Source organism: Maribacter arcticus, from assembly GCF_900167935.1.
GTDB classification, from domain to species: domain Bacteria; phylum Bacteroidota; class Bacteroidia; order Flavobacteriales; family Flavobacteriaceae; genus Maribacter; species Maribacter arcticus.
The window spans coordinates 79,080-103,841 of record NZ_FUYL01000011.1 but is presented as its reverse complement, the minus strand read 5'-3'; the positions used below and the strand labels follow the sequence as shown (position 1 = coordinate 103,841).

Sequence of the window (24,762 nt, the reverse complement as noted above, 5' to 3'; positions counted from 1 at the left end):
CTAATAATTAGACTTATTTACTTAAATACATTTTACGTCTTGCGTAAAGGTTATAAAATTCATCATCCTTTAAGCTATCTATAAAGAGAATACTTTCTCCTGTGCTTTTCATTTCTGGACCTAAGTTCTTGTTCACATTAGGAAACTTATCAAACGAGAAGACTGGCTGTTTGATGGCAAAGCCTTCAAGTTGAGGATTAAATTTGAAATCTTTCACTTTCTTCTCTCCTAACATAACTTTGGTAGCATAATTTACATAAGGCTCTTTGTATGCTTTTGCAATAAAAGGTACCGTACGTGATGCTCTTGGGTTTGCCTCAATTATGTAAACTACTTCATCTTTTATCGCAAATTGAATATTGATAAGGCCTACAGTATTTAATGCCAAGGCTATTTTCTTTGTATGATCTTTAATTTGCTGCATTACCAATTCCCCTAAGTTAAATGGTGGCAAAGTGGCATTAGAATCTCCTGAGTGGATACCACAAGGCTCAATATGTTCCATAATGCCAATAATATAGACATCTTCCCCATCACAAATAGCATCAGCTTCAGCTTCTATTGCACCATCAAGGTAATGATCAAGTAAGAGTTTGTTGTTAGGAATTTTACGAAGCAGATCTACTACATGTTCCTCAAGCTCTGCTTTGTTGATAACAATCTTCATTCCTTGGCCACCTAACACATAAGAAGGTCTTACCAATAATGGGAAGTCTAACTCATCTGAAAGTGCCAATGCTTCCTCTGCGGTTTCTGCTACTCCAAATTGAGGGAATGGAATGTCAATTTCTTGCAAAAGCTTTGAGAAACTGCCTCTATCTTCCGCTAAATCTAAAGACTCGAAACTAGTTCCAATTATTTTTATTCCGTACTTAGATAACTTCTCAGCTAACTTAAGAGCCGTTTGACCACCAAGCTGAACGATTACACCTTCTGGCTTTTCGTGGCGAATTATATCATAAATATGCTCCCAAAATACTGGTTCGAAATAAAGTTTATCTGCTATATCAAAATCTGTTGATACCGTTTCTGGATTACAGTTAATCATAATTGTTTCATAGCCACACTCTGCAGCTGCCAAAACACCATGAACACAACAATAATCAAACTCTATACCTTGACCTATTCGGTTTGGTCCTGACCCTAATACGACAATCTTTTTCTTGTCGGTTACGATACTATCGTTTTCAACATATCGAGTGCCATCAGGTTTTTCTATTTCAGCCTCAAATGTTGAATAATAATAAGGTGTCATCGCTTTAAACTCAGCGGCACAGGTATCTACTAATTTATACACCCTATTAATGTTCAGCTCGGTACGCTTATTATAAACTTCACTTTCATAGCAATCTAACATATGGGCTATTTGCCTATCGGCAAATCCCTTTTGTTTTGCTTCAAGTAACAATTCTTTGGATAATGTAGCTATTGTATATTTTGAAATTTCCTTCTCCAAGAAATGTAATTCTTCATATTGTTTAAGAAACCACATGTCTATTTTTGTAATTTCATGAATTCTGCTCAATGGAATTCCCATTTGAATAGCATCATATATTACAAAAACTCGGTCCCAACTTGGAATTGTCAGTTTACTAATGATTTGTTCATAATTTTTATATCCTTTTCCATCTGCACCTAAGCCATTACGTTTAATTTCTAATGACTGCGTTGCTTTGTGTAAAGCTTCTTGAAATGAACGACCAATACCCATTACCTCTCCAACAGATTTCATTTGAAGTCCTAATGTTCTGTCAGAGCCTTCAAACTTATCAAAATTCCAACGCGGTATTTTCACGATTACATAATCTAACGTAGGTTCAAATAACGCCGAAGTAGATTTTGTAATCTGATTATCCAATTCATCAAGCGTATAGCCAATTGCCAATTTAGTAGCAACCTTTGCTATGGGATAACCTGTCGCTTTAGATGCTAATGCTGACGACCTTGAAACACGTGGGTTTATTTCTATAGCTATAATATCTTCCTTCTCATCAGGACTCACTGCAAATTGCACGTTACATCCTCCTTCAAAATCTCCAATACTACGCATCATATGAATCGCCATATCACGCATTTTCTGATAGGTCCTATCGGAAAGAGTCATCGCTGGTGCAACGGTTATAGAATCACCGGTATGAATACCCATTGGGTCCATATTCTCAATGGCACAAATAATAACTACGTTATCATTTTTATCTCTTAAAAGCTCAAGTTCATATTCTTTCCACCCCAATAAGGCCTTATCAATCATCACCTCATGAATAGGAGAAATCTCTAAACCATAACTTAGTAATTCATCAAAATCTTCTGGCTTATACACAATAGATGCACCCGCACCACCCAATGTATATGAAGCTCTAATTACTAATGGAAACCCAAATTCTTGTGCTATTTCTTTTCCTTCTAAAAATGAAGTAGCCGTGGCTTGCGGTGCCATGCCAATACCTATTTTCAACATCAGTTCTCTAAACTGTTCTCTATCTTCCGTGATATTAATGGCATCGATATCAACCCCAATCAATTCAACTCCGAAATCTGCCCAAATTCCCTTTTTATCAGCTTCAATACATAAGTTCAAGGCAGTTTGACCACCCATTGTAGGTAATACAGCATCAATTTGTGGATGAGCTTTTAAGATTTCTACAATTGATTTAGTAGTCAACGGTTTTAAATAAACATGATCCGCCATGGTTGGATCTGTCATTATTGTTGCTGGGTTACTATTGATTAAGATAGTCTCTATACCATCTTCACGTAATGAACGTAATGACTGACTACCCGCATAATCAAATTCACATGCCTGACCAATTACTATTGGGCCAGATCCTATTAATAAAATTGATTTTAAATCTTTTCTTTTCGGCATTTTTGAAATATGTATTTGAGAATTGGTCAAAAAAAAGGTGTTACTTTCAGAAAAGTAACACCTAAATATTTTAAAAACTATACAATCATTATTTTTTATGTCTAGTTTCAGAGGAAACAGTCAATTTCTTTCTTCCTTTTGCTCTTCTTCTAGCAAGAACTTTTCTACCGTTTACGGAAGCCATACGCTCACGAAAACCATGTTTGTTCTTTCTTTTTCTTTTTGACGGCTGATATGTTCTTTTTTGTCCGGGCATCTCTTAAACCTTTTCTATTATATTTGATATTTTACAGAATCCTCTGTGAAACTGGGCGCAAATATACAAAGAGTTTTTTCTTTGGCAAGGGTTATGAAAAAAAATTTTTTTATTAATCTGTACGGCTGAAAACCTAGCTTTTAACTAATTTTGACAGAATTATAATTAAACGCTGTAGTTGCTTATTATAATAGAGTTTCTATTACCTTAAGTATTTTACATCAGTTTTCAATCAGATAAAAATCTACATTATATGTTCAATAAAAATTTAAAATTGGTTATTGCAGGACTAATAATTGCTTTTGCAATCTATCAATTTATAGAAGGTAACATTGGAAATGGCATTTCTCTTATACTTTTATCCACGATTTTTATCTTTCTTTATTTTAGAAATGAAATTATTTTATTGGCCTTTTTAAGAATGCGAAAGCAAGATTTAACCGGTACAAAAAATTGGTTAGATAAAATCAAGAGTCCAAAAGCAGCTTTAACTGTAAAACAACAAGGTTATTACAATTACTTGCATGGCATCATTTTTTCTCAAACCAACTTAACCCAAGCCGAAAAGTATTTCAAAAAGGCATTGAAACTAGGTTTAACAATGGATTATGACGTAGCAATGGCTAAACTTAGCCTTGCCGGCATTGCCATGCAGAAGCGACGTAAAAGAGAAGCAACAACGCTATTGAATGAAGCTAAAAAGTTAGATAAAAATAATATGCTGACTGACCAAATAAAAATGATGCAGCAACAAATGAAAAAGATTTAAATCTATTTTGTTTCTCGGTAATATCCTTTGTTAGGAATCTCAACAGTGTATTTTTTACCAGAACCATTGTTTAAATGCGGTTCTCGTAACCATGGATTGTGGCGTTTTAAAATCTTGTAATTGATTTCATATTGCTGTGCGAAATCTGCAAAATCACCAACTGGCTTATCGATTTCAACTGTAAAAGTTGGCACAGCTTCATACATATCCTCTTTCTCAATATGGAAACCATACTTTTCAGGGTTAGCTAAAATCTCTTTGATAGCCATTATTCTAAATACATACCTGCCAGTTTCATCGCCCAACAACAAATCCCAATAATTATCAACTTGCTGAATACCCATATATTTATTAATAGCTCCTGGTCCTGCATTATATGATGCAGCAGTTAAAGCCCAACTTCCATATTTATCTTTCCATCTATTCAGATACTTACAAGCTACCTCCGTTGACTTTTCTAAATGATAACGTTCATCGACATTTGAATTTACTTCAAGGCCATACTCTCTTCCAGTCTCTCTCATAATTTGCCAAAATCCTGTTGCACCTGCGGGTGAAACAACGTTTGTTAAACCACTCTCAGCAACCGCTAAATATTTAAAATCATCAGGAATTCCGTTTTTAGCAAGTATTGGCTCAATAATCGGAAAAAATTTATGTGCTCTTTTCATTAATAACAAAGCATTCGATTGCCAGTATGTATTCACCAAAAACTCACGATCAACTCGCTCCATAATTTCAGGGTCTTCTTGAGGAACAACTTCGCCTGCAAAATTTAAATTCTCAGGTATATCTATTGACGAAATTCTATACGATTTAGCCACATTTTTCTGAACACTGTCATTAACAACGGTATTATTGTTAACAGAAACAGCATCAGTACTCTGCACTGCAAATATTAAAGTTCCCGCAACAAATACCACTCCCAACAGCATCAATATATTCTTAATGATTTTCATGACTTATATTTTTTTTTAAATTATCTCTTCCTTTATTCTTACTACCAAAGGTATATATAGAACTATCTTATTCCAAAATAATTGTTGGCAAGTTCTCGTTAAACCATTTGGCACGATGTATTATCATAGTATGTGTTCCATTTACCACCGGCAAACAATCGGTAATATTAGAAATTGGAAAAACGTTATCTTTTTCACCTTGTATATGCACTAAATTGTCGCAAGGTATTACACATTTCCAATTCACCAATTGATCAATACACCAATCTATATAACTTTTATCTCGAATTGATAAGTATCGCTCATATAATGATAGTCTTTTGGTAACACTTTCTCCAAACGCATATTTAGCTAACAACTCAACATTACTAATCAAACCGGTTGGCAGTAATTTATGCACTTTAGTGTAACGCGCAAACAACATTCGTTTTGGAAGTTCATATCTAGTTTTAACACTTGACACGATAATCACTTTTCGTACATGAATATAATTTGACATTTCCTGAACTAAAAGTCCGCCTAAAGAAACTCCCAATAAAACAACATTCTCATGCGTTATTTTAGAGCACATATTTTTTGCATATTCCGTAAATGAAATACCAACAATAGGTATTGTCCATTCCAACAAATGAAGTTCAAATCTATCCGGTGGAAGATTAATATACTCAAAAATAGCAGAACTTGCAGCCATACCAGGCATACAATACACATGAATTCTATCATCAATCATAGTTATGAAACGTAGTAAAAGCTAGGAAATTAGGGATTATTTAACTATTTTTGTAAAAGAATGCGAAAATCACCTAGCAATATTAGGCAATAATCTTTAGAGCATTTCAATCTCGACAAATTACGATATGAGAACATCGTAATTTTTTTGTCTAGTAGCAACACTAAAAAAATCTATATGAACGATGTTATTATTAAAGACAATTCTTTTCTACGCCAATTTGAAACCACAGTAAATGGGCATCTAGCAAGCATAGAATACTCTTCTCAAGAACGTAAAGTGTTCCTTACAAAATTAGTAGTTCCTGAAGAGATTACAGATGAAAGTTTTAGAGAAAACTTCATCAAAGCCGTTCTAAGTATAATCCAAGAAAGAAACCTTAGAGTTGTTCCAACGAGTCCTCACATTGCAGGATTTTTAAGAAAAAATCGATTACAGTACAAAGAAATGTTACCTATCGGTATTCGAATCTAAAAAATATAAAAAAAGCCTTTCAAATGAAAGGCTTTTTTTATACTTCTATTGTCTCTTTAGAAAAGTTAACCTGACCAAACCATCTTTATCTATTTCAGTTAGTTTCACCTTGTGAAGCGTATTCACCAATTCAGGATTCCATGGAGTTTTAACTTTTACATAATTCTCTGTAAAACCATTAATATACCCCGTTTTATTTTCACTTTCAAACAATACTGTCAACTCATTACCTATTTGACTTTCATAAAAAGCTCTTCTTTTCTTCACAGACAGGCCGCGTAACATTTTACTTCTTTTGTTTCTAACTTTATTCGGCACTACTCCATCCATCCTAGCTGCTGGCGTATTATCTCTCTCTGAGTAAGTAAAAACATGTAAATAGGAAATATCTAAATCATTCAGAAAATGATAGGTCTCTAAAAAATGCTCTTCGGTTTCACCAGGAAACCCAACAATGACATCAACACCTATACAGCAATTTGGTATTACTTCTCTAATTTTCGAAATACGTTCTTGGTATAAATTGGTCATATACCTTCGCTTCATCAATTTTAGCAATGAATCACTTCCGCTTTGTAATGGAATATGAAAATGTGGTACAAATGTTTTGCTTTGCGCTACAAATTCTATCGTCTCATTCTTTAAAAGGTTGGGTTCTATCGAAGATATTCGTAAGCGATGAATGCCTTCTACTTCATCTAAAGCTTCCACTAAATCTAAAAAGGTATGTTCGTGTTTTTTATTTCCAAATTCACCCTTACCATAATCACCAATGTTAACACCCGTTAAAACGATTTCTTTAATACCCTGATTTGAAATATCAGCTGCATTTTTTAAAACGTTTTCTAAAGTATCGCTTCTAGAGATACCTCGAGCTAACGGAATCGTACAGTAGGTACATTTATAATCACAACCATCTTGCACTTTTAAAAATGCCCTGGTTCTATCGCCAATTGCATAACTTCCTACATAAAAATTAGCATCGGCAATTTCACATGAATACACCTTACCATGGTCATTTTTCGTAAGATCGTTTATGTAGTCTGTAATCTTAAATTTTTCTGTAGCTCCTAAAACCAAATCGACTCCATCAACATCAGCTAACTCTTCTGGTTTTAATTGAGCATAGCAGCCAACAGCAGCCACAAACGCATCAGGATTTATTTTTTGCGCTTTTTTTACAATGGTCTTGAATTTCTTATCTGCATTATCGGTTACCGAACAGGTATTAATAACATACATATCGGCCTTTTCTGAAAAATCTACACGGTCAAAACCCTCATCAGCAAAGCTTCGGGCTATGGTTGATGTTTCTGAAAAATTCAACTTGCATCCTAAAGTGTAAAAAGCCACCTTTTTCTTCATCTAATCTTCTCTTTGAAAGTGCAAAAGTACTTAAACTTCATCAAGCCTAAAAAGACCCAACTAACTGAATTACAGTTTTACTATTTTAATACTTTCTCCATTTTTTAGTTATCTCAAATACATGAGTAAGAATATTTGCTTCTACATCATCAAACTCCACCCCTCTTCTAGCCATCATAACCTTGGCTGCTTCAAAAGCCTTCTCTGGCAAATAAGCCGTAAACCCAGATGCTCCTCCCCAACTAAAACTTGGAATGAAATTTCTAGGAAATCCTGGCACGTAAATATTTGAATTTACACCAATTACTGTACCTGTATTAAACATGGTATTAATTGCCGTCTTACTATGATCCCCCATCATAAGTCCACAAAACTGTAAACCAGTTTGCTCAAAACGTTCTGTTGCATAGTCCCACAATCGGACTTTAGCATAATTATTTTTAAGGTTAGAATTATTTGAATCTGCACCAATATTACACCACTCACCTAATACTGCATTACCTAAATAACCTTCATGACCTTTACTTGAATACCCAAAAATAACCGAATTACTTATCTCTCCACACACTTTACTATATGGACCTATTGTAGTAGCTCCATAGAGCTTACCCCCCATTTTCACGATTGCATGTTCGCATAAAGCTAATCCACCACGTATTAAGCTACCTTCCCATATTTCAGAATTTTTACCTAAATAAATAGGTCCATCGGTAGCATTCAATATACTAAATTCAACTTTCGCTCCCTCCTCTAAAAAAATTCGCTCTGGATGTATTAAATTATTGGTCTTTGAAATTGGCTGACTAGTTCTTCCTTTGGTAATAAAATCAAAGTCCAACTGCAGAATTTCAGCATTTTTATCAAAAATATCCCATGTATTCTTAATCTGCAGAAAATCACCATTGAATTCAATTCTATTAAACTCATTCATTTGCTCTGAACTTTTTGGTTCATCGCTAGAATACGCCACAAGAAGCTCATTCGACATTAACTTATCGCCTTTTTGCAAAGAATGAATCGCCTTCACCAATTTAACTGTAGGTAGAACCGATGCGTCGATAAATACGTTTACATCTTCTATACGAATTGGATATTTAACACTTAAATAATCTTCGGTAAATGAAGAAGTGGAAGTCTTTAAAAATGCATCCCAACGTTCTCGCAATGTCATGATGCCTACACGAATTTCGGCAACTGGCCTAGTAAACGTAAATGGCAACAAATGATTCCTACGCGGACCATCAAAAAGAATATAGTTCATACAAGACAATTTTAATCAAAATTAACAAATATCCCTAGAGCACATATATTTTACAGCTAAGTATCCTAAAAACCAAGTTGAATGAAAAAAAGAAACGCCCTCGAAAATATTCGAGGGCGTTATATTCTGTGAAAGAATAGTAAATAAAATACTACTTCTCTTCTTCTTTATCTTCTTCTACTTTGTCTTCCTTAACAAATTTCTTGTACTTGTTCTTAAATTTATCGATACGACCTGCAGTATCCAAGAATTTAGCTTTACCAGTGTAAAATGGGTGAGAAGTTCTTGAAATTTCCAATTTTACTAATGGATACTCAACACCTTCGACCTCTAAAGTTTCTTTAGTGTCTGCTGTTGATTTTGTCAAAAATACTTCTTCGTTAGACATGTCCTTAAAGGCCACTATCCTATAATTTTCTGGGTGTATATCTTTTTTCATTTTAAAAACTTTAACGCACCCATTCCGACGGGCACTCATTTTAAGGGTGCAAATTTAGTGAAAATCTATAAATGACCTATTAGAAACATAAAAAAATATAAAAAAAATATTTCGTCATATTTGTAACAATCTATTATAACTATATACTAATAAGCAAATCAACCATTATTTAACCTTTTAATCAATAAGTATCATGGAAGAAAATCAACCCAAAACAGGAAAATTCGCTTTAAATTTTGGATTACTTCTTGGAGTAATCAGTATCATATTTGCATTTATGCTCTACACTGTTGACATGCATTACCAGGGAGGTATTCCTGTTATGTCTATAAGTTTGGCATTGTCATTGGCTATGGTAATTATAGCAATGATTCAGTTTAAAAAAGCTAATGGTGGATTTATGACCTTTGGACAGGGCCTTAAAATAGGTGTTGGTGTTTGTTTGATTGGAGGTATTATTGGGATAATATTTAATCAGATTATGGCAACTGTTATTGACCCAGACATGATGAATAAGGCTATGGAGTTTCAAAAGAATCAATTATTGGAGACAACCAAAATGACTATTGAACAAGTTGAAGCCCAAATGGAATTGGGTAAACCATTTACAACCCCTACCATGCAAATGGTTTTTGGTCTGATATTCAGCGTAGTAATAGGCTTTGTTCTTTCCTTAGTACCCGCATTGGTTTTAAAAAAGAATGAAAATCTTAACTAATTCGTACTTTTGGCAGGAATACCTTATATAAAGCATGCAATTATCTATAGTAATTCCATTACTTAACGAAGAAGAGTCACTTAAAGAACTACATGATTGGATTGTATCCGTAATGCAATCCAATCAATTTTCTTATGAAATATTATTTGTTGATGATGGAAGTTCAGATAAATCTTGGTCGATTATTACTGAACTCTCAAGAAACAACCCAGCGGTAAAAGGAATTCATTTTTTACGAAATTTTGGCAAATCTCAGGCCCTTCACGCAGGTTTTAAAGCGGTAAAAGGTGATGTAATTATTACCATGGATGCCGATTTACAAGATAATCCTGAAGAAATACCAGAGCTGTATCATATGATTTCCGAAGAGGGTTATGAATTGGTTTCTGGATGGAAAAAGAAGCGATTCGATTCTATAATCTTCAAAAATACCCCTTCAAAATTATTCAACTGGGCAGCAAGAAGAACTTCTGGCGTTCGCTTACATGATTTTAATTGTGGCCTAAAAGCTTACTCCAAAGATGTTGTAAAAAACATTGAGGTTTCTGGTGAAATGCATAGATACATACCTGTCCTGGCTAAAAATGCCGGCTTTTCTAATATAGGGGAAAAAGTCGTAAAACATCAAGCTCGTAAATACGGTAAAACAAAATTTGGAATGGAGCGTTTCATCAATGGCTTTCTAGATTTACTAACTATTTGGTTTGTATCTAGATTCGGTAAACGCCCAATGCACCTTTTTGGTGCATTGGGCGTACTAATGTTCTTTATCGGATTCGGATTTGCTATCTATTTAGGTATCGACAAATTATTCATTAATCCGTTTGGAAGGTTGATTACAGACCGACCACAATTTTATATTTCATTGATTGCCATGGTCATAGGAACACAATTGTTCTTGGCCGGTTTTCTAGGTGAAATATTAATCCGTTCAAAAAAGGAAGAAAATAGGTATATTGTCTCTGAAGAGATTAATACATCTCTTTCAGAACACTAAAATTCTCACTAACTTAATAGCATATAAAACTATACCATATGGATAATATCCTAGACACTGCCAAAACATGGCTTACCGATTTTTTTGACCCTGCCGTTAAAAAAGAAATAGAACACCTTATTGCAAACGATAAAGAAGAGCTTAACGACCGTTTTTATAAAAATATGGAGTTCGGTACTGGCGGCATGCGCGGTGTAATGGGTGTTGGCACTAATCGCATCAATAAATATACATTAGGAAAAAGTACACAAGGCCTTAGCAATTACCTAAACCAAGTTTATAAAGGAGAGGAAATTAAAGTTGTTATCGCTTTCGATTGTCGCCATAATAGTGACACATTAGCAAGAACTGTTGCAGAAGTTTTCTCAGCGAATAATATTAAGGTATATCTATTCTCAGACTTAAGAACTACACCTGAACTTTCTTTTGCCGTGAGACATTTAAATTGCCACGCAGGTATTGTTTTAACAGCATCACATAACCCACCTGAATATAATGGTTACAAAGTATATTGGACCGATGGCGGACAAATTGTTCCTCCACAAGATGGAGCTATAATTTCAGAAATAAATTCATTGAATTTTGAAGATATTAAATTCAATGCTAACGAAAGTCTTATACAAGTAATTGATAAAGAGGTTGATGAAGCATTTATTGAACAATCGGTTCAAAATGGAAATTTCAATGCCGAGGGAAAAGATAATTTCAAAATTGTATTCACCTCACTTCACGGAACTTCAATTACGGCTATACCAGAAGTTTTAAAACGTGGTGGGTATGAAAATGTAACTATCATAGAGGAACAAGCAAAACCAGACGGAAATTTTCCTACAGTTAAATCTCCCAATCCAGAGGAATCAGAAGCACTTTCCATGGCCGTAAAAAAGGCTGAAGAAATTGGTGCAGATATGGTGGTCGGTACAGATCCAGATAGTGACCGTTTAGGAATTGCGGTAAGAAATCTTGACGGGAAGATGGAAATTGTTAATGGAAACCAAGCTATGGTTTTAATGACAAAATTTCTTCTTGAGAAGAGAAAAGAAAAAGGATTTAAAGGCAATGAATTTATTGCAACAACAATAGTTTCTACTCCTATGATGGAAACTATGGCAAAAGCATATGGTGTTGAATTCAAGACTTCACTTACTGGCTTTAAATGGATAGGTAAAATGATTAAAGATTTTCCACAATCAGATTTTATTGGTGGTGGTGAAGAAAGTTTTGGTTACATGGTAGGTGATTTCGTTCGAGACAAAGATGCTGTTACCTCCACCCTATTAGCTTGTGAAATTGCGAGTCAGGCGAAAGCCAACGGAAGTTCTTTTTATAAAGATTTAATTCAATGTTACGTTGATTATGGTTTCTACAAAGAGCATTTAGTATCCATTACCAAAAAAGGTATCAGTGGTGCTGAAGAAATAAAGCAAATGCTGAAAGATTTTAAAGAAAATCCAGTAGAATCAGTTGCTGGTTCTAAAGTAAAATGGATTGAAGATTATAATACGTCAACCGCCAAAAATGTGCTGACAGGTGAAGAAAAAATAATTGACATACCTAAATCTAATGTTCTAATTTATGAAACGGAAGACGGCACAAGAATAGCAGCTAGACCAAGTGGTACAGAGCCAAAAGTTAAATTTTATATTAGTACTAATGCTAAATTAGATAAGGCAGAGAATTATAAAAAAGTTTCAGCTGAACTTGATGCAAAAATCAAAAGTATACTTGCTGAGCTTAAACTAGGTTAATGGATTATTTCAAAAAAATTCTTCGCTTTGCGAAGCCTTATCGTAAGTACGGTTATTTAAATATTTTCTTTAACATACTTTATGCCTTGTTTAGTGCGCTATCTTTCGCCGCACTGATTCCTATGCTAGATGTGTTGTTCGATAAAACCAAAAAAGTTTTCGAAGAACCGAAATATACTGATATTGGACATCTTAAAGATTACTTACAGGAATTCATTAACTATAGGGTTACTGCATATTCTGGAGATGATGAGATGAAAGGCTTGGTTTTGGTTATTGGTCTAATTCTCGTCTTATTCTTATTAAAGAATCTGTTTAACTATCTAGCCATGTATTTCATAACTTTTTTACGTAATGGCGTACTTAAAGATATTAGAAATAAGCTTTATAAAAAGGTTGTTGAACTACCCATTTCCTATTACTCTGAAAAACGAAAGGGAGATGTTATTGCAAGAATCACATCAGATGTTTTAGAAATTCAACATTCTTTTCTATCTGTTTTAGAACTAATCGTAAGAGAGCCATTGACAATATTTTTTACAATTATTATCATGTTTGGTATTAGCACCAAATTAACCTTGTTTGTATTTATTTTCATACCTGTTGCTGGTATGATTATTAGCCGAATTGGTAAGTCTCTTAAGAAGAAATCAGATGATGTTCAAAGAGAACAAGGTGAATTTTTATCCATTATTGAGGAAACTCTTGGCGGACTTCGAGTGATAAAAGCTTTTAATTCAGAATCGCGATTTTACAAAACGTTTTCCGAATCAACCAAACGTTTTTTTAATTATAGCAACATACTTTTAAACCGACAGAACTTAGCTTCACCAACGGGTGAATTTTTAGGTATTTTGGTTATAGGTATTTTGTTATGGTTTGGCGGTAAAATGGTTTTAGTAGACGGAACTTTAGATGCCTCCTCCTTTATTGCTTACATGGGACTGGCGTATAATATTTTGACTCCTGCGAAAGCAATTAGTAAAGCATCCTATAGTGTTAAAAAAGGTAATGCTGCCGCAGAACGTGTTTTGGAGATATTAGAAACAGAGAATCCGATTGCAGAAATTGATAATCCTATTGAACAAACTTCATTTGAGAGCGAAATAAACCTTCAAAATATTTCATTTAAGTATGAGGATGAATATGTGCTCAAGAATTTTAATTTAACTGTTAAAAAAGGAAATACAGTTGCTTTAGTAGGACAATCCGGAAGTGGAAAAAGTACCATAGCTAATCTAGTAACACGCTTTTACGATGTTAACGAAGGTCAAATCTCAATAGATAGCAACAACATTAAGAACCTCAGTAAAAAATCGCTTCGTAGCTTGTTAGGCCTTGTCACCCAAGATTCCATCCTATTTAATGACACCGTTAAAAACAATATTGGTTTAGGTAAGGAGAATGCCTCTGATGAAGAAATAATTGAAGCTGCAAAAATTGCGAACGCACACGATTTTATAGTAAGTTTACCAAAAGGCTATCAAACGAATATTGGTGATAGCGGCAACAAATTAAGTGGCGGACAAAAACAGCGTCTATCTATAGCAAGAGCAGTATTAAAGAATCCACCAATAATGATCTTAGATGAAGCTACTTCTGCATTAGATACGGAAAGCGAACGTTTGGTACAAGATGCCTTAGAAAAAATGATGCAAAATAGAACCTCAATCGTTATTGCACACAGACTATCAACAATCCAAAATGCTGATACTATTGTGGTGCTTCATAAAGGTGAAATTGCAGAGCAAGGTACACACGCAGAGCTTTTAGAACTAAACGGTATTTATAAGAAACTAGTTCAAATGCAGTCTTTGAGTGCTTAATATTCAATTTCACAAGTAAAACAACTACCATTAAGGCTCTTAATTCATTCAAAATTTAATTGGAAATTAAACCTTTAGCTGATATTATCGTCTAATTACTAAATAAACCTCAAATACAATTGATAGTAGAGGAAACACTTGTACAAGAATTAAAAACTAAGCACACACAAGCACAAGCTTTTGAAGTGTTGGTTAACACGTACAAAGAACGTTTGTACTGGCAAATTCGAGGTATTGTATTAAACCACGATGACGCAGATGATGTCTTGCAAAATACCTTCATAAAAATTTATAGGAACATAGATGGTTTTAAAGGTGATAGCCAACTTTTTTCTTGGATGTATAGAATTGCAACCAATGAAGCTTTGAGTTTTATAAAGCAAAGAGCAAGAATGCAAGGAATTACTGATGTAGATTATCAAGAAAAGTTGGTCTCCAATTTACAAGCAGATGTTTTTTTTGAAGGTGACGAGATTCAATTAAAACTTCAACAAGCTATCGCTACGTTACCAGAGAAGCAAAAATTAGTATTCAACATGAAGTATTTTCAAGAATTGAAATATGAAGAAATTTCTAAAATATTAGATACTTCGGTAGGTGGGCTAAAAGCTTCTTATCACCTAGCTGTTAAAAAAGTGGAACAGTATTTGAAAACCGATTAAACCTTTTATGTCTTTGAAAGTCAAATAAGTATCATGAACAAGAATAACAAAATTCCGTTTAAAACTCCTCAAGGCTATTTCGATAGTTTTGAAGATAGATTAATGGATAAATTATCAACTGAAGAAAACTTTATGCCGAAAGCTAAAGGATTTACAGTTCCCGATAACTATTTTGAAACGTTCAACGATAAATTAAAAGGTAAGTTGAACAACGAACCAAAAGTAATACAACTATATCCAGTTAAGAAGATTTTAGCCTTTGCAGCCTCAGTTGCGGCTATTGCCATAATCTTTTTAGGTTATAATTGGAATAGTACAGAAGAACTAAGTATTAGTGCTTTAGCAAATACCGACATAGAAGCCTATTTCGAAAACAATGAATTTGATTTAACATCTTATGAGATTGCAGAAGTACTACCCTTTACAGATACCGAATTTTCGAACATGTTGAATTCATCCATAGAGAATGAAAACATTTTAGATTATTTAAGTGACAATACTATTGATTTTGAAGAACTTAATTTACAAGACAATGAATAAGTATATACTATCGCTATTTATGCTTTTTACCGCTATATCGTTTGGCCAACACAAAAAAGATTGGGAAAAAATAAAGTCCTTAAAAGTGGCATATATTACCGAGAAATTATCTCTTGACAGTAAAGAAGCTCAAGAATTCTGGCCTATCTACAATGAGTATGAGGAAAAGAGACACGCATTAATGCGTAAAGAACATAGCCAAATAAAAGATAAGCTTGAAAATAGTGACGATTTATCTGAAGAAGATGCGAAAAAATTATTGAGCCTTAAGATTTCTATCGAAGAAGATGAAGAAGAATTGGACAAAGCATTTTTAATAAAGGTTAGTAAGGTTACATCTTCCAAAAAAGCATTGTTATTGTTAAAAGCGGAAGAAGATTTTAAGCGTGACCTAATTAAGCAATACCGTCATAATAAAGGTGGCAAATAGTTTATTTAAAAACTAGCTTTGAAATTCTATTTTTACCTGCTGCATAGGCTACGGAATCATTTTGAAATCGTAGGGTATAAAAAGAATCTTGAGATAATTCCTTCCAATTCAAACCCATATCCGAAGAATAGGAAATACCCGTAAAACCCAAAGCTACCATACCTTTTCCGCTAGACCCAGGTACAAATTGAATACAACTCTTATACCCTGGGGCATTACCATCGGCTAATAGTTCCCAAGTTTTTCCGCCATCTTTAGTTATTGCCTTATTTGCTGAGGCATTATTAGGATTTGTATAATCACCGCCTATCACAACTCCTAACTGATTATCATAAAAATCAATAGAATAAATTCCCTCGGTAGGCTCATTACTACGTAAAGGAGTTGTATAAACATCCCACTTCTTACCCTTATTCGAAGAATAAAGTATACGACCGCTTGTGGTCGCTACCCAAACCTCATCACCAACAGTCACTATATTCGTGTTACTGGCAGCAAACGCCCCCTCACCTTCTATACCAACCGGTAATTGCGAACAAGGTGTCTTAAACCATGTAGCCCCTCCATCCGAAGTTGTGATAATACTTAAACATCCATCTATAGAATCGCCAACAGCTATTCCTTCCATATCATTCAAAAAGGTCATTGCATCATAAAACACACCTTCTCCCTCTTCTACATACACCAATTCCATTCGCCCATTTTTTCCTGTCTTGTATAACAATGCAGGTGATTCAATTGATAACATAAAGAAATCGTTAGATGTATGCGCAACAGCTCTAAATTGAGGAATTGTAGTATGATATTTTTCAATATTCGCACGTACCTTACCCGTAGTTAAATCGACCGTACCAAATGTTCCTTTATTAGCAGCGAATGCTAAACTATTCCCCATGATTTCGATTGCTCGAATACTTAATGAATCGGTATAAACTTCAGAAACCTCAACACTTGTAAAGACAATCGGCTTACTAACTTTTGAGCAAGAAGCCAATAAAATGAGAATGAGAAAACTATAACGCATATCGAAAAGTATAAAGTTCATCAAAAATAAATGGAATCACTTCTAAAACAATACCTTTGCAGCCATAATTTTTTGGAGGATACAGCCATCTATAAACTTGATTAACTTTTGAGCAATGGCAATATTCTTCTAGCCAAGTAAAATAATATCAATTCAAATGAAATTACATAGAAATCTGGTTTTTGCAGTAATAGATGCGTTAAACCTTGTATTCAACGAAAATGAATATGCTGACAAGGTGGTACAAAAAGTACTTCGTTTTGACAAACGCTGGGGCGCACGTGATCGTGGCTTTATTGCTGAAACCACCTATGAAATGGTTCGTTATAAAAGACTATACACTGAAATTGCTGAAATAAAAGCTCCATATAGTAGACCTGACCTTTTTCGCATGTGGGCTGTTTGGGCGGTATTAAAGGGAATTAAACTACCCGATTGGAAACAGATTGAACTTACTCCAGAAAGAAGAATTAAAGGTAGGTTCGACGAACTTTCTCAAATTAGAAAATATAGGGAGGCTATTCCTGATTGGATTGATGAGTTAGGAGAAAAGGCTTTAGGTGAAAAACTTTGGACCGAAGAAATAGCTAAACTTAATGAACCTGCAGAGGTTATTTTAAGAACCAATACTTTAAAAACAACTAAAGAAGAGCTAAGAAAAGCCTTGTTGGACGAAAATATTGTAGCCGAGCCTATTAAAGGTTATCCTTCTGCTCTAAAACTTGTAGAGCGAGCAAATGTATTCGTGACAGAAGCCTTTAAAAAAGGGATGTTTGAAGTACAAGATGCCTCTTCACAATTGGTTGCAGAGTTTTTAGATGTTGAACCAGGGCAACGAGTTGTAGATACTTGTGCTGGTGCTGGTGGTAAATCATTGCACTTGGCTGCCTTAATGGAAAATAAAGGGCAACTGATTTCTATGGATATTTACGGAAGTAAGTTGAAGGAATTAAAAAGACGCGCCAGACGTAACGGTGCTCATAATATTGAAGTTCGTGAAATCGATTCTTCGAAGGTTTACAAAAAGTTATACGGAAGTGCTGACAGAGTTTTAATCGATGCACCTTGTACAGGACTAGGTGTTTTAAGAAGAAACCCAGATTCTAAGTGGAAAATGCAACCAGAGTTTTTAGCTAAAATTGTTAAAACGCAACAAGAGATCCTACGAAATTATAGTAAAATAGTTAAGCCAGGTGGAAAAATGGTTTACGCTACGTGCTCTATTTTACCGCAGGAAAACGGAGATCAGGTAAAATCATTCTTAAGTTCTGATGAAGGAAAGGATTTCAAATTAGTAAAAGACAAAAAGATATACGCCTCAAAAAGTGGCTACGACGGTTTCTTTATGGCATTGTTAGAAAAGAATATTTAATAGTACATAAAAATCCTATTAGCCTTATCGCTTATAGTTTTATAATTAAAAAAGCCTTACAGTTAAATCTGCAAGGCTTTTTTAATTAAGATTTCTATTTACTTTTCTTTCAATGTCGGATATTCAACACCCAATTGCTCTAAATATGTATCATATTTAGTTTCATCGTAATAGAACTTCTCTAAAGCTGGCCTAAACTGGTCTTGTTTACCCTTATTCAAATAAATTGGAGGCATATCGCTTTCAGAAATCATAGGTTGATATTTTGTTTCTTTTTGTTGTTCATTATTGAAATAACCCCAAGCATCTTTTAATAAGTCTGGCTTCAACAAAAAATCTAAAATCGTCATCGCTTCTACCTTTGCTCCTGCAACGACACCTTTATGTGCAATTGGGGTCGCCATAGCAATCGCATTACTCCAATGATGCCCTTGTAGTCCTGGTATATTAGAAGGGTATCTCAGAGTTACCGTTGGAACTTTCCATGAAATATCGCCAATATCATCAGAACCACCACTAATTGGGTCTATCACTGGCATTCCTATTGTATCTAATTTTATCGGTAAACCTTCTATTTTTTCAGAATTCACTTCTGTCTGTACAGCTTTAGCCAATGTCTGGTCTGCCTCTGACCATTTTGGTAATCCAACCTCCTTAATATTCGAATACATGGTTTCCGCTATCACTTTATTATAATGACGTGGCCACGCAGTACCCAATACTTTAGAGGTCATTGTAGTACCTGTCATTAATGCAGCTCCTTTAGCCATATCATTTGCTAAGGCATACATTTCCATGATTCCCTCATATTTAATATCCCTGAAATAAAACCAAATAGCCGCTTTTGAAGGCACTACATTTGGTTGATCCCCAGCATCGGTAAAAATGGAATGGGACCGTTTTAGAGGATGCAGATGTTCTCTTTTATAATTCCATCCAATATTCATAAGTTCAGCGGCATCTAAAGCACTCTTACCACGCCAAGGTGAACCTGCCGAATGGGCTGCTTCCCCTTCGAAAGCATATTCAACCGATATTAATCCCGTACCTCTTGTTGGTCCGTAAGAAACCCCTAGATTATTACCGACATGCGTAAAAATGCACATATCGATATCATCAAAAAGTCCGTCTCTAACATACCATGCTTTTGCCGCGACCAACTCTTCTGCTATACCTGGCCAAATTACAAGCGTACCTCCAATATTCTCGCGCTCCATAATTTGTTTTACAGCCAATGCAGATGAAATATTCATCGGTATACCAGAATTATGACCTTCGCCATGCCCTGGGGCACCGTCTACAATAGGTTTATGGTAAGCAACACCAGGATACTGAGATGCTTTCGGAATACAGTCCACATCACTACCTAAAGCAATAACTGGTCCCTCCCCATTGCTCCAAGTAGCAAACCAAGCTGTTGGAATCCCGGAAATGGAATTTTCAATTTCAAATCCGTTTTCTTTTAGAATTCCAGTCAGGTATTTAGAAGATTCAATTTCTTGAAACCCAAGTTCAGAGAAACTGAAAATCTTATCAACCATCACTTGAGACTGCTTCTTATTGTCTTCAATAATTGCGGCAACCTCAGATTTTAGGTTTTCAATTTGTTTGTTTGATTTTTTCTTTTGCGAATAGATGCCGTTTAGCGTGAGTAGACAGCATGCAATAGTAAATAGTGTAGTTTTTTGTTTCATGTTGGTTTTGAATTAGTTAGTAAAAGATACATAAATTAAGTTTCTAAAAAGAGACCTTCTATAATTTTTACGTAATTCAAAACCTGAGCGCTACAATTTAAATTTATGAGACTTTTTTAGTCATATTTTCACCTTTTTGAAAAAGCACGACACTTAGAAAATAAACATAAGGCTACTCAAACAATGTCGCTTGCTGCGAATCTTTCTTTTTTGTAACCTTTACCTCTTCTTGTTGCTTTTGCCCCCAACGATTCATGGCCTGCACAACGGTCATTAGTGATTTTCCTAGCGGTGTTAACGTGTATTCTACTCGTGGTGGAATTTCAGGAAATAGCGTACGTTCTAAAATTCCCGATTTCTCAAGTTCTTTTAATTGCTTGCTCAACATTTGCCTGTTTATACCTTCAATCTCATTAAACAATTTATTGAATCGATTTATCCCTTTTGAAATATGAAAGAGTATAATAGGTTTCCATTTGCCTCCTATTAAATCCATGCAGTATGATAATGCGTTCGTTTGTAATTTTTGCTGCGCCATAGTATTCGTTTTGCTTCTTATAAAATTGTTAGGTAAGTTCAAATTTATTAAAATAATCAAATTAAACTAAGTATTAAATACATACTTTAATACTATTTAAGTAATTAATCTGATTTTCAGACTACTTAATAATTTCAAGTACTTTTCTTTCGAGTACTTTAATTTCATTAACAATCCTTGTTTAAAAGTGTTTCGATTTACCGTTAATAATAACGGGTAAAACCTTAATTTTGTACTTTAAAAATCAATACCAGATACATTAAATGATTCACTTTTTTGGGGAACCTAGCACAAAGGTTTTTGCGGTACAGACCGCTAAGGAACTTTCATCAGAAGATACAAGTAAACTTATATGGTTGTTCGGCAACCAACCTAAAATAAATGCGGCGTCACTTGACGCCTTTTTTGTTGGTCCTAGGGCTGCCATGATTACACCATGGAGCACCAATGCTACTGAAATTACTCAAAACATGGGTGTTGATGGTATCATTCGAATTGAGGAATTTAATTCCGTTAAAGAAAATCACGATGGTTTTGACCCTATGATTTCGCAAAAATACACTTCGCTAAATCAAGAAATGTTCACAATTCAGGTTGAACCAAAACCAATATTGAATATTGAAGATATAGCTGCATTTAACAAACAAGAAGGTTTAGCCTTAAATGATGAAGAGGTTGATTACCTCAAAAATCTAAGTGAAAAAATAGGTAGAAAATTAACCGACTCAGAAGTATTCGGGTTTAGTCAAGTAAACTCTGAACACTGTAGACATAAAATATTCAACGGTACTTTTGTCATTGACGGACAAGAGATGCCAACTTCACTTTTTAAGCTCATAAAAAAAACATCACAAGAATTTCCTAACGATATAGTTTCGGCTTATAAAGATAATGTTGCTTTTGTTAAAGGACCTACCGTGATTCAATTTGCACCTAAAACTGCAGACAAACCCGATTTTTATCAAGAGAAAGAATTTGACTCTGTTATATCTATAAAAGCAGAAACCCATAATTTCCCTACCACCGTTGAACCTTTTAATGGTGCAGCAACTGGTGCTGGTGGAGAAATTCGTGATCGTTTAGCTGGCGGTAAAGGTTCGTTACCCTTAGCAGGCACTGCTGTTTACATGACTGCATATTCTAGATTAGAAGAAGAACGACCATGGGAAAAAGGAATGAAAGAAAGAGATTGGTTGTACCAAACTCCGATGGACATATTAATCAAAGCATCTAACGGTGCATCAGATTTTGGAAATAAATTCGGACAGCCATTAATTACAGGTTCTGTTCTAACGTTTGAATATGATGAAGCTTCCACACCTTTTGAAACATCCGAAGAAAATACAAATCCTTCCGAACATAATCGCAGATTAGGGTACGATAAAGTGATTATGCAAGCTGGTGGTATAGGCTACGGTAAAATTGAGCAAGCCATAAAAGATAAGCCACAAACAGGTAACAAAATTGTTATTCTTGGTGGAGATAATTATCGCATTGGTATGGGTGGCGCAGCAGTTTCAAGTGCGGATACTGGCGAATTTAGCTCGGCAATAGAATTGAATGCTGTACAACGCTCGAATCCTGAAATGCAAAAAAGAGCTGCCAATGCTATTCGTGGTATGGTAGAAAGTGATGAGAACACCATTGTTTCTATACATGATCATGGTGCTGGCGGACATTTAAATTGTTTATCAGAACTGGTTGAAGAAACAGGTGGAAAAATAGATTTAGATAAATTACCTGTTGGTGATCCTACCCTATCTGCCAAAGAGATAATTGGTAATGAATCTCAAGAACGTATGGGTCTTGTTATCGGTAAAAAGGATATTGACCTATTAAAACGTATTGCAGACCGTGAGCGCTCACCAATGTATGAAGTTGGTGATGTAACTGGCGATGACCGTTTTACGTTCGAATCTAAAACAAATGGTGCAAAACCAATGGACTTGGCTCTATCTGATATGTTCGGTAGTTCACCAAAGACCATTTTGAACGACATAACTGTTGAACGTAATTATAAAAATGCGGAATATTCATTAGAATTTTTCCATGATTACCTTGATGCTGTTTTACAATTAGAAGCAGTAGCATGTAAAGACTGGCTTACTAATAAAGTTGACCGTTGCGTTGGTGGTAAAGTTGCCAAACAACAGTGCGTAGGTCCTTTACAATTACCACTAAACAACTGTGGTGTAATGGCCTTAGATTATAAAGGGAAAGAAGGAATTGCTACTAGTATTGGCCACTCCCCTATTTCCGCATTGATAGACCCAGCTGCAGGAAGTAAAAATAGTATTGCCGAATCGCTTACCAACATTGTTTGGGCACCCTTAAAAGAAGGAATGAAATCAATTTCACTTTCCGCTAACTGGATGTGGCCTTGTAAAAATGAAGGTGAAGATGCCCGTTTATATAAAGCCGTACAAGCAGTTTCTGATTTTGCTATTGAATTAGGTATCAATGTACCCACAGGAAAGGATTCACTTTCCATGAAACAAAAATATAGCGATGGTGATGTGATTTCTCCAGGTACTGTAGTGATTTCAGCGGCAGGTAACTGTAATGATATTACCAAAGTAGTTGAACCGGTTTTACAAAAAGGCGCTGGATCAATTTATTATATAAATTTATCTAAAGATAGTTTTAAACTAGGTGGTTCCTCATTCGCACAAACTAGAAATAGTATAGGAAATGAAACACCTACTATTAAAGATTCAGCATATTTCAAAACAGTTTTTAATACAATTCAAGATTTAATTAAAAAAGGTAAAATCGTTGCTGGGCATGATGTTGCTTCCGGCGGATTGATCACCACCTTATTAGAATTATGTTTTGCTGATACGCAGTTAGGCGCCAATCTAGATTTAACTGGTTTAGGGGAAATGGATACCATTAAAGTATTATTCTCTGAAAATAGTGGAATCGTTTTCCAAGCAAAAGACGATAGTATTGAAGCTTTACTTTCTTCAAAAAATATCGATGCTATAAAAATAGGAACCGTTATTTCTGAAGCTACCCTAACCGTTAAAAATAATGGTATGGAAATGGGTCTGAATATTGAGACTTTACGTGATACATGGTTTAAGACCTCTTACTTACTAGACAACAAACAAACTGCAAAAGGCTTAGCAAAAGATAGATTTGACAATTATAAAATACAGCCATTAAACTATTTATTCCCGACTTCGGATTCTATTAGTCTTCCTGTGCGTTCTGATAACATTGGTGCAAGACCAAAAGCAGCGATTCTTCGTGAAAAAGGAAGTAATTCTGAACGAGAAATGGCAAACGCTATGTATTTAGCCGGGTTTGATGTAAAGGATGTTCACATGACCGATTTAATTTCTGGTCGTGAAAATTTAGAAGATATTCAATTCTTAGGTGCCGTTGGCGGATTCTCAAACTCAGATGTACTGGGAAGTGCAAAAGGATGGGCCGGAGCTATAAAATACAACGAGAAAGCAAATACCGTTATTAAAAACTTCTTTGCTAGACCAGATACATTGTCTGTTGGTATTTGTAATGGGTGTCAATTGTTTATGGAGTTAGATTTGATTAATCCAGAACACGAATCTCATGGCAAAATGACCTATAATGATTCTCACAAGCATGAGAGCAACTTTACGTCTGTAGAAATACAAAAGAATAATTCGGTCATGCTTTCAACTTTAGAAGATAGTAAACTTGGCGTATGGATTTCTCACGGAGAAGGCAAATTCAAATTACCCCTATCGGAAGAAAACTATGACATCGTTGCCAAATATGGTTACGAAGGTTACCCTGCCAACCCTAATGGAAGTGATTTCAATACTGCCATGCTTTGTGATAAAACTGGTCGTCATTTGGTGACAATGCCACATATTGAACGTTCTATTTTCCCATGGAACTGGGCACATTACCCAGCAAATAGAAATGATGAAGTATCGCCATGGCTAGAAGCATTTAAGAATGCCAAACTTTGGATTGAAAAAAATAGTTGATTTTTACGTTTCTAGTTTTAAAGGGGTTGTGTGCTGAATATGAACCTAATAAAACTAGTAACATTAAAAATAATATGAAATCTTTAATATTATAGGTTTTAAAATGAAAATACC

Annotated in this window: 21 protein-coding genes; 11 read left to right on the top strand and 10 right to left on the bottom strand. The window is 34.8% G+C overall.

From position 1 onward, the window contains the following. Window positions 1–13: 13 nt before the first annotated feature. A complete protein-coding gene (gene carB / locus B5X55_RS16215; protein ID WP_079513803.1) occupies window positions 14–2,866 on the bottom strand; it encodes a carbamoyl-phosphate synthase large subunit in 2,853 nt (950 codons plus the stop codon). Window positions 2,867–2,954: 88 nt separating this feature from the next. After that, window positions 2,955–3,122 (bottom strand): 50S ribosomal protein L34, encoded by a 168-nt coding sequence (gene rpmH / locus B5X55_RS16210; protein ID WP_027067351.1) that lies wholly within the window; start codon window positions 3,120–3,122, stop codon window positions 2,955–2,957. A gap of 253 nt (window positions 3,123–3,375) precedes the next feature. Here rpmH and B5X55_RS16205 point away from each other — a divergent pair, with 253 nt between their 5' ends. After that, window positions 3,376–3,891: a hypothetical protein gene (locus B5X55_RS16205; RefSeq protein ID WP_079513801.1), complete on the top strand. Its 516-nt coding sequence runs from the start codon at window positions 3,376–3,378 to the stop codon at window positions 3,889–3,891. Window positions 3,892–3,893: 2 nt separating this feature from the next. On the opposite strand, the gene B5X55_RS16200 is transcribed toward B5X55_RS16205, so the two are convergent. After that, window positions 3,894–4,850 (bottom strand): lytic transglycosylase domain-containing protein, encoded by a 957-nt coding sequence (locus B5X55_RS16200; RefSeq protein WP_079513799.1) that lies wholly within the window; start codon window positions 4,848–4,850, stop codon window positions 3,894–3,896. Between the two features lie 67 nt (window positions 4,851–4,917). Further along, window positions 4,918–5,580 (bottom strand): alpha/beta hydrolase, encoded by a 663-nt coding sequence (locus B5X55_RS16195; RefSeq protein WP_079513797.1) that lies wholly within the window; start codon window positions 5,578–5,580, stop codon window positions 4,918–4,920. Window positions 5,581–5,757: 177 nt separating this feature from the next. On the opposite strand from B5X55_RS16195, the gene B5X55_RS16190 reads away from it, so the two are divergent. Then, window positions 5,758–6,054: a GNAT family N-acetyltransferase gene (locus B5X55_RS16190; RefSeq protein ID WP_079513795.1), complete on the top strand. Its 297-nt coding sequence runs from the start codon at window positions 5,758–5,760 to the stop codon at window positions 6,052–6,054. Window positions 6,055–6,099: 45 nt separating this feature from the next. On the opposite strand, the gene mtaB is transcribed toward B5X55_RS16190, so the two are convergent. The 3 genes from mtaB to B5X55_RS16175 form a co-directional block, all read right to left on the bottom strand. Then, complete coding sequence (mtaB, locus tag B5X55_RS16185) at window positions 6,100–7,419, bottom strand: tRNA (N(6)-L-threonylcarbamoyladenosine(37)-C(2))-methylthiotransferase MtaB (RefSeq protein WP_079513793.1); 1,320 nt, start codon at window positions 7,417–7,419, stop codon at window positions 6,100–6,102. Between the two features lie 85 nt (window positions 7,420–7,504). Next, window positions 7,505–8,680, bottom strand: coding sequence for a GlmU family protein (locus tag B5X55_RS16180; protein ID WP_079513791.1), 1,176 nt, complete (start codon window positions 8,678–8,680; stop codon window positions 7,505–7,507). Window positions 8,681–8,831: 151 nt separating this feature from the next. After that, entirely contained in the window at window positions 8,832–9,119 is a 288-nt protein-coding gene (locus B5X55_RS16175; protein WP_079513789.1) for a type B 50S ribosomal protein L31, read from the bottom strand. A 193-nt stretch (window positions 9,120–9,312) separates the two neighbouring features. Between B5X55_RS16175 and B5X55_RS16170 the strand changes: the two genes are divergently transcribed. The 7 genes from B5X55_RS16170 to B5X55_RS16140 all read left to right on the top strand — a co-directional run bounded on the left by B5X55_RS16170 (window position 9,313) and on the right by B5X55_RS16140 (window position 16,040). Further along, window positions 9,313–9,837: a DUF4199 domain-containing protein gene (locus tag B5X55_RS16170; RefSeq protein ID WP_079513787.1), complete on the top strand. Its 525-nt coding sequence runs from the start codon at window positions 9,313–9,315 to the stop codon at window positions 9,835–9,837. Window positions 9,838–9,871: 34 nt separating this feature from the next. Then, window positions 9,872–10,834, top strand: coding sequence for a glycosyltransferase family 2 protein (locus B5X55_RS16165; protein WP_079513785.1), 963 nt, complete (start codon window positions 9,872–9,874; stop codon window positions 10,832–10,834). Between the two features lie 38 nt (window positions 10,835–10,872). Next, on the top strand, window positions 10,873–12,582 hold the full coding sequence (locus tag B5X55_RS16160; protein ID WP_079513783.1) for a phospho-sugar mutase: 1,710 nt from the start codon (window positions 10,873–10,875) through the stop codon (window positions 12,580–12,582). After that, window positions 12,582–14,408 carry an ABC transporter ATP-binding protein gene (locus B5X55_RS16155; protein ID WP_079513781.1) on the top strand — a complete coding sequence of 609 codons (1,827 nt, stop codon included), beginning with the start codon at window positions 12,582–12,584 and terminating at the stop codon, window positions 14,406–14,408. The genes B5X55_RS16160 and B5X55_RS16155 overlap by 1 nt, the downstream gene beginning before the upstream one ends. Window positions 14,409–14,527: 119 nt before the next feature. Continuing rightward, window positions 14,528–15,070: an RNA polymerase sigma factor gene (locus tag B5X55_RS16150; RefSeq protein WP_079513779.1), complete on the top strand. Its 543-nt coding sequence runs from the start codon at window positions 14,528–14,530 to the stop codon at window positions 15,068–15,070. A gap of 33 nt (window positions 15,071–15,103) precedes the next feature. Beyond that, window positions 15,104–15,610, top strand: a complete 507-nt coding sequence (locus B5X55_RS16145) for a hypothetical protein (RefSeq protein WP_079513777.1) — start codon at window positions 15,104–15,106, stop codon at window positions 15,608–15,610. Continuing rightward, window positions 15,603–16,040, top strand: coding sequence for a hypothetical protein (locus tag B5X55_RS16140; RefSeq protein ID WP_079513775.1), 438 nt, complete (start codon window positions 15,603–15,605; stop codon window positions 16,038–16,040). Before B5X55_RS16145 ends, B5X55_RS16140 begins: the two co-directional genes overlap by 8 nt. Before the next feature lies 1 nt (window position 16,041). Here B5X55_RS16140 and B5X55_RS16135 read toward each other — a convergent pair whose 3' ends face one another. Beyond that, window positions 16,042–17,085 carry a WD40/YVTN/BNR-like repeat-containing protein gene (locus tag B5X55_RS16135; protein ID WP_234999768.1) on the bottom strand — a complete coding sequence of 348 codons (1,044 nt, stop codon included), beginning with the start codon at window positions 17,083–17,085 and terminating at the stop codon, window positions 16,042–16,044. A gap of 136 nt (window positions 17,086–17,221) precedes the next feature. Between B5X55_RS16135 and B5X55_RS16130 the strand changes: the two genes are divergently transcribed. Further along, window positions 17,222–18,436, top strand: coding sequence for an RsmB/NOP family class I SAM-dependent RNA methyltransferase (locus B5X55_RS16130; protein WP_079513773.1), 1,215 nt, complete (start codon window positions 17,222–17,224; stop codon window positions 18,434–18,436). A gap of 98 nt (window positions 18,437–18,534) precedes the next feature. Here B5X55_RS16130 and B5X55_RS16125 read toward each other — a convergent pair whose 3' ends face one another. Both B5X55_RS16125 and B5X55_RS16120 read right to left on the bottom strand, forming a co-directional pair. Continuing rightward, on the bottom strand, window positions 18,535–20,130 hold the full coding sequence (locus tag B5X55_RS16125) for a zinc-binding metallopeptidase family protein (RefSeq protein WP_079513771.1): 1,596 nt from the start codon (window positions 20,128–20,130) through the stop codon (window positions 18,535–18,537). Window positions 20,131–20,302: 172 nt separating this feature from the next. Next, on the bottom strand, window positions 20,303–20,668 hold the full coding sequence (locus B5X55_RS16120) for a winged helix-turn-helix transcriptional regulator (protein ID WP_079513769.1): 366 nt from the start codon (window positions 20,666–20,668) through the stop codon (window positions 20,303–20,305). A 263-nt stretch (window positions 20,669–20,931) separates the two neighbouring features. Here B5X55_RS16120 and purL point away from each other — a divergent pair, with 263 nt between their 5' ends. Beyond that, the gene (purL, locus tag B5X55_RS16115) at window positions 20,932–24,648 is read left to right on the top strand and encodes a phosphoribosylformylglycinamidine synthase (RefSeq protein ID WP_079513767.1); all 3,717 of its coding nucleotides are present in this window, start codon (window positions 20,932–20,934) and stop codon (window positions 24,646–24,648) included. Window positions 24,649–24,762 lie beyond the last annotated feature (114 nt).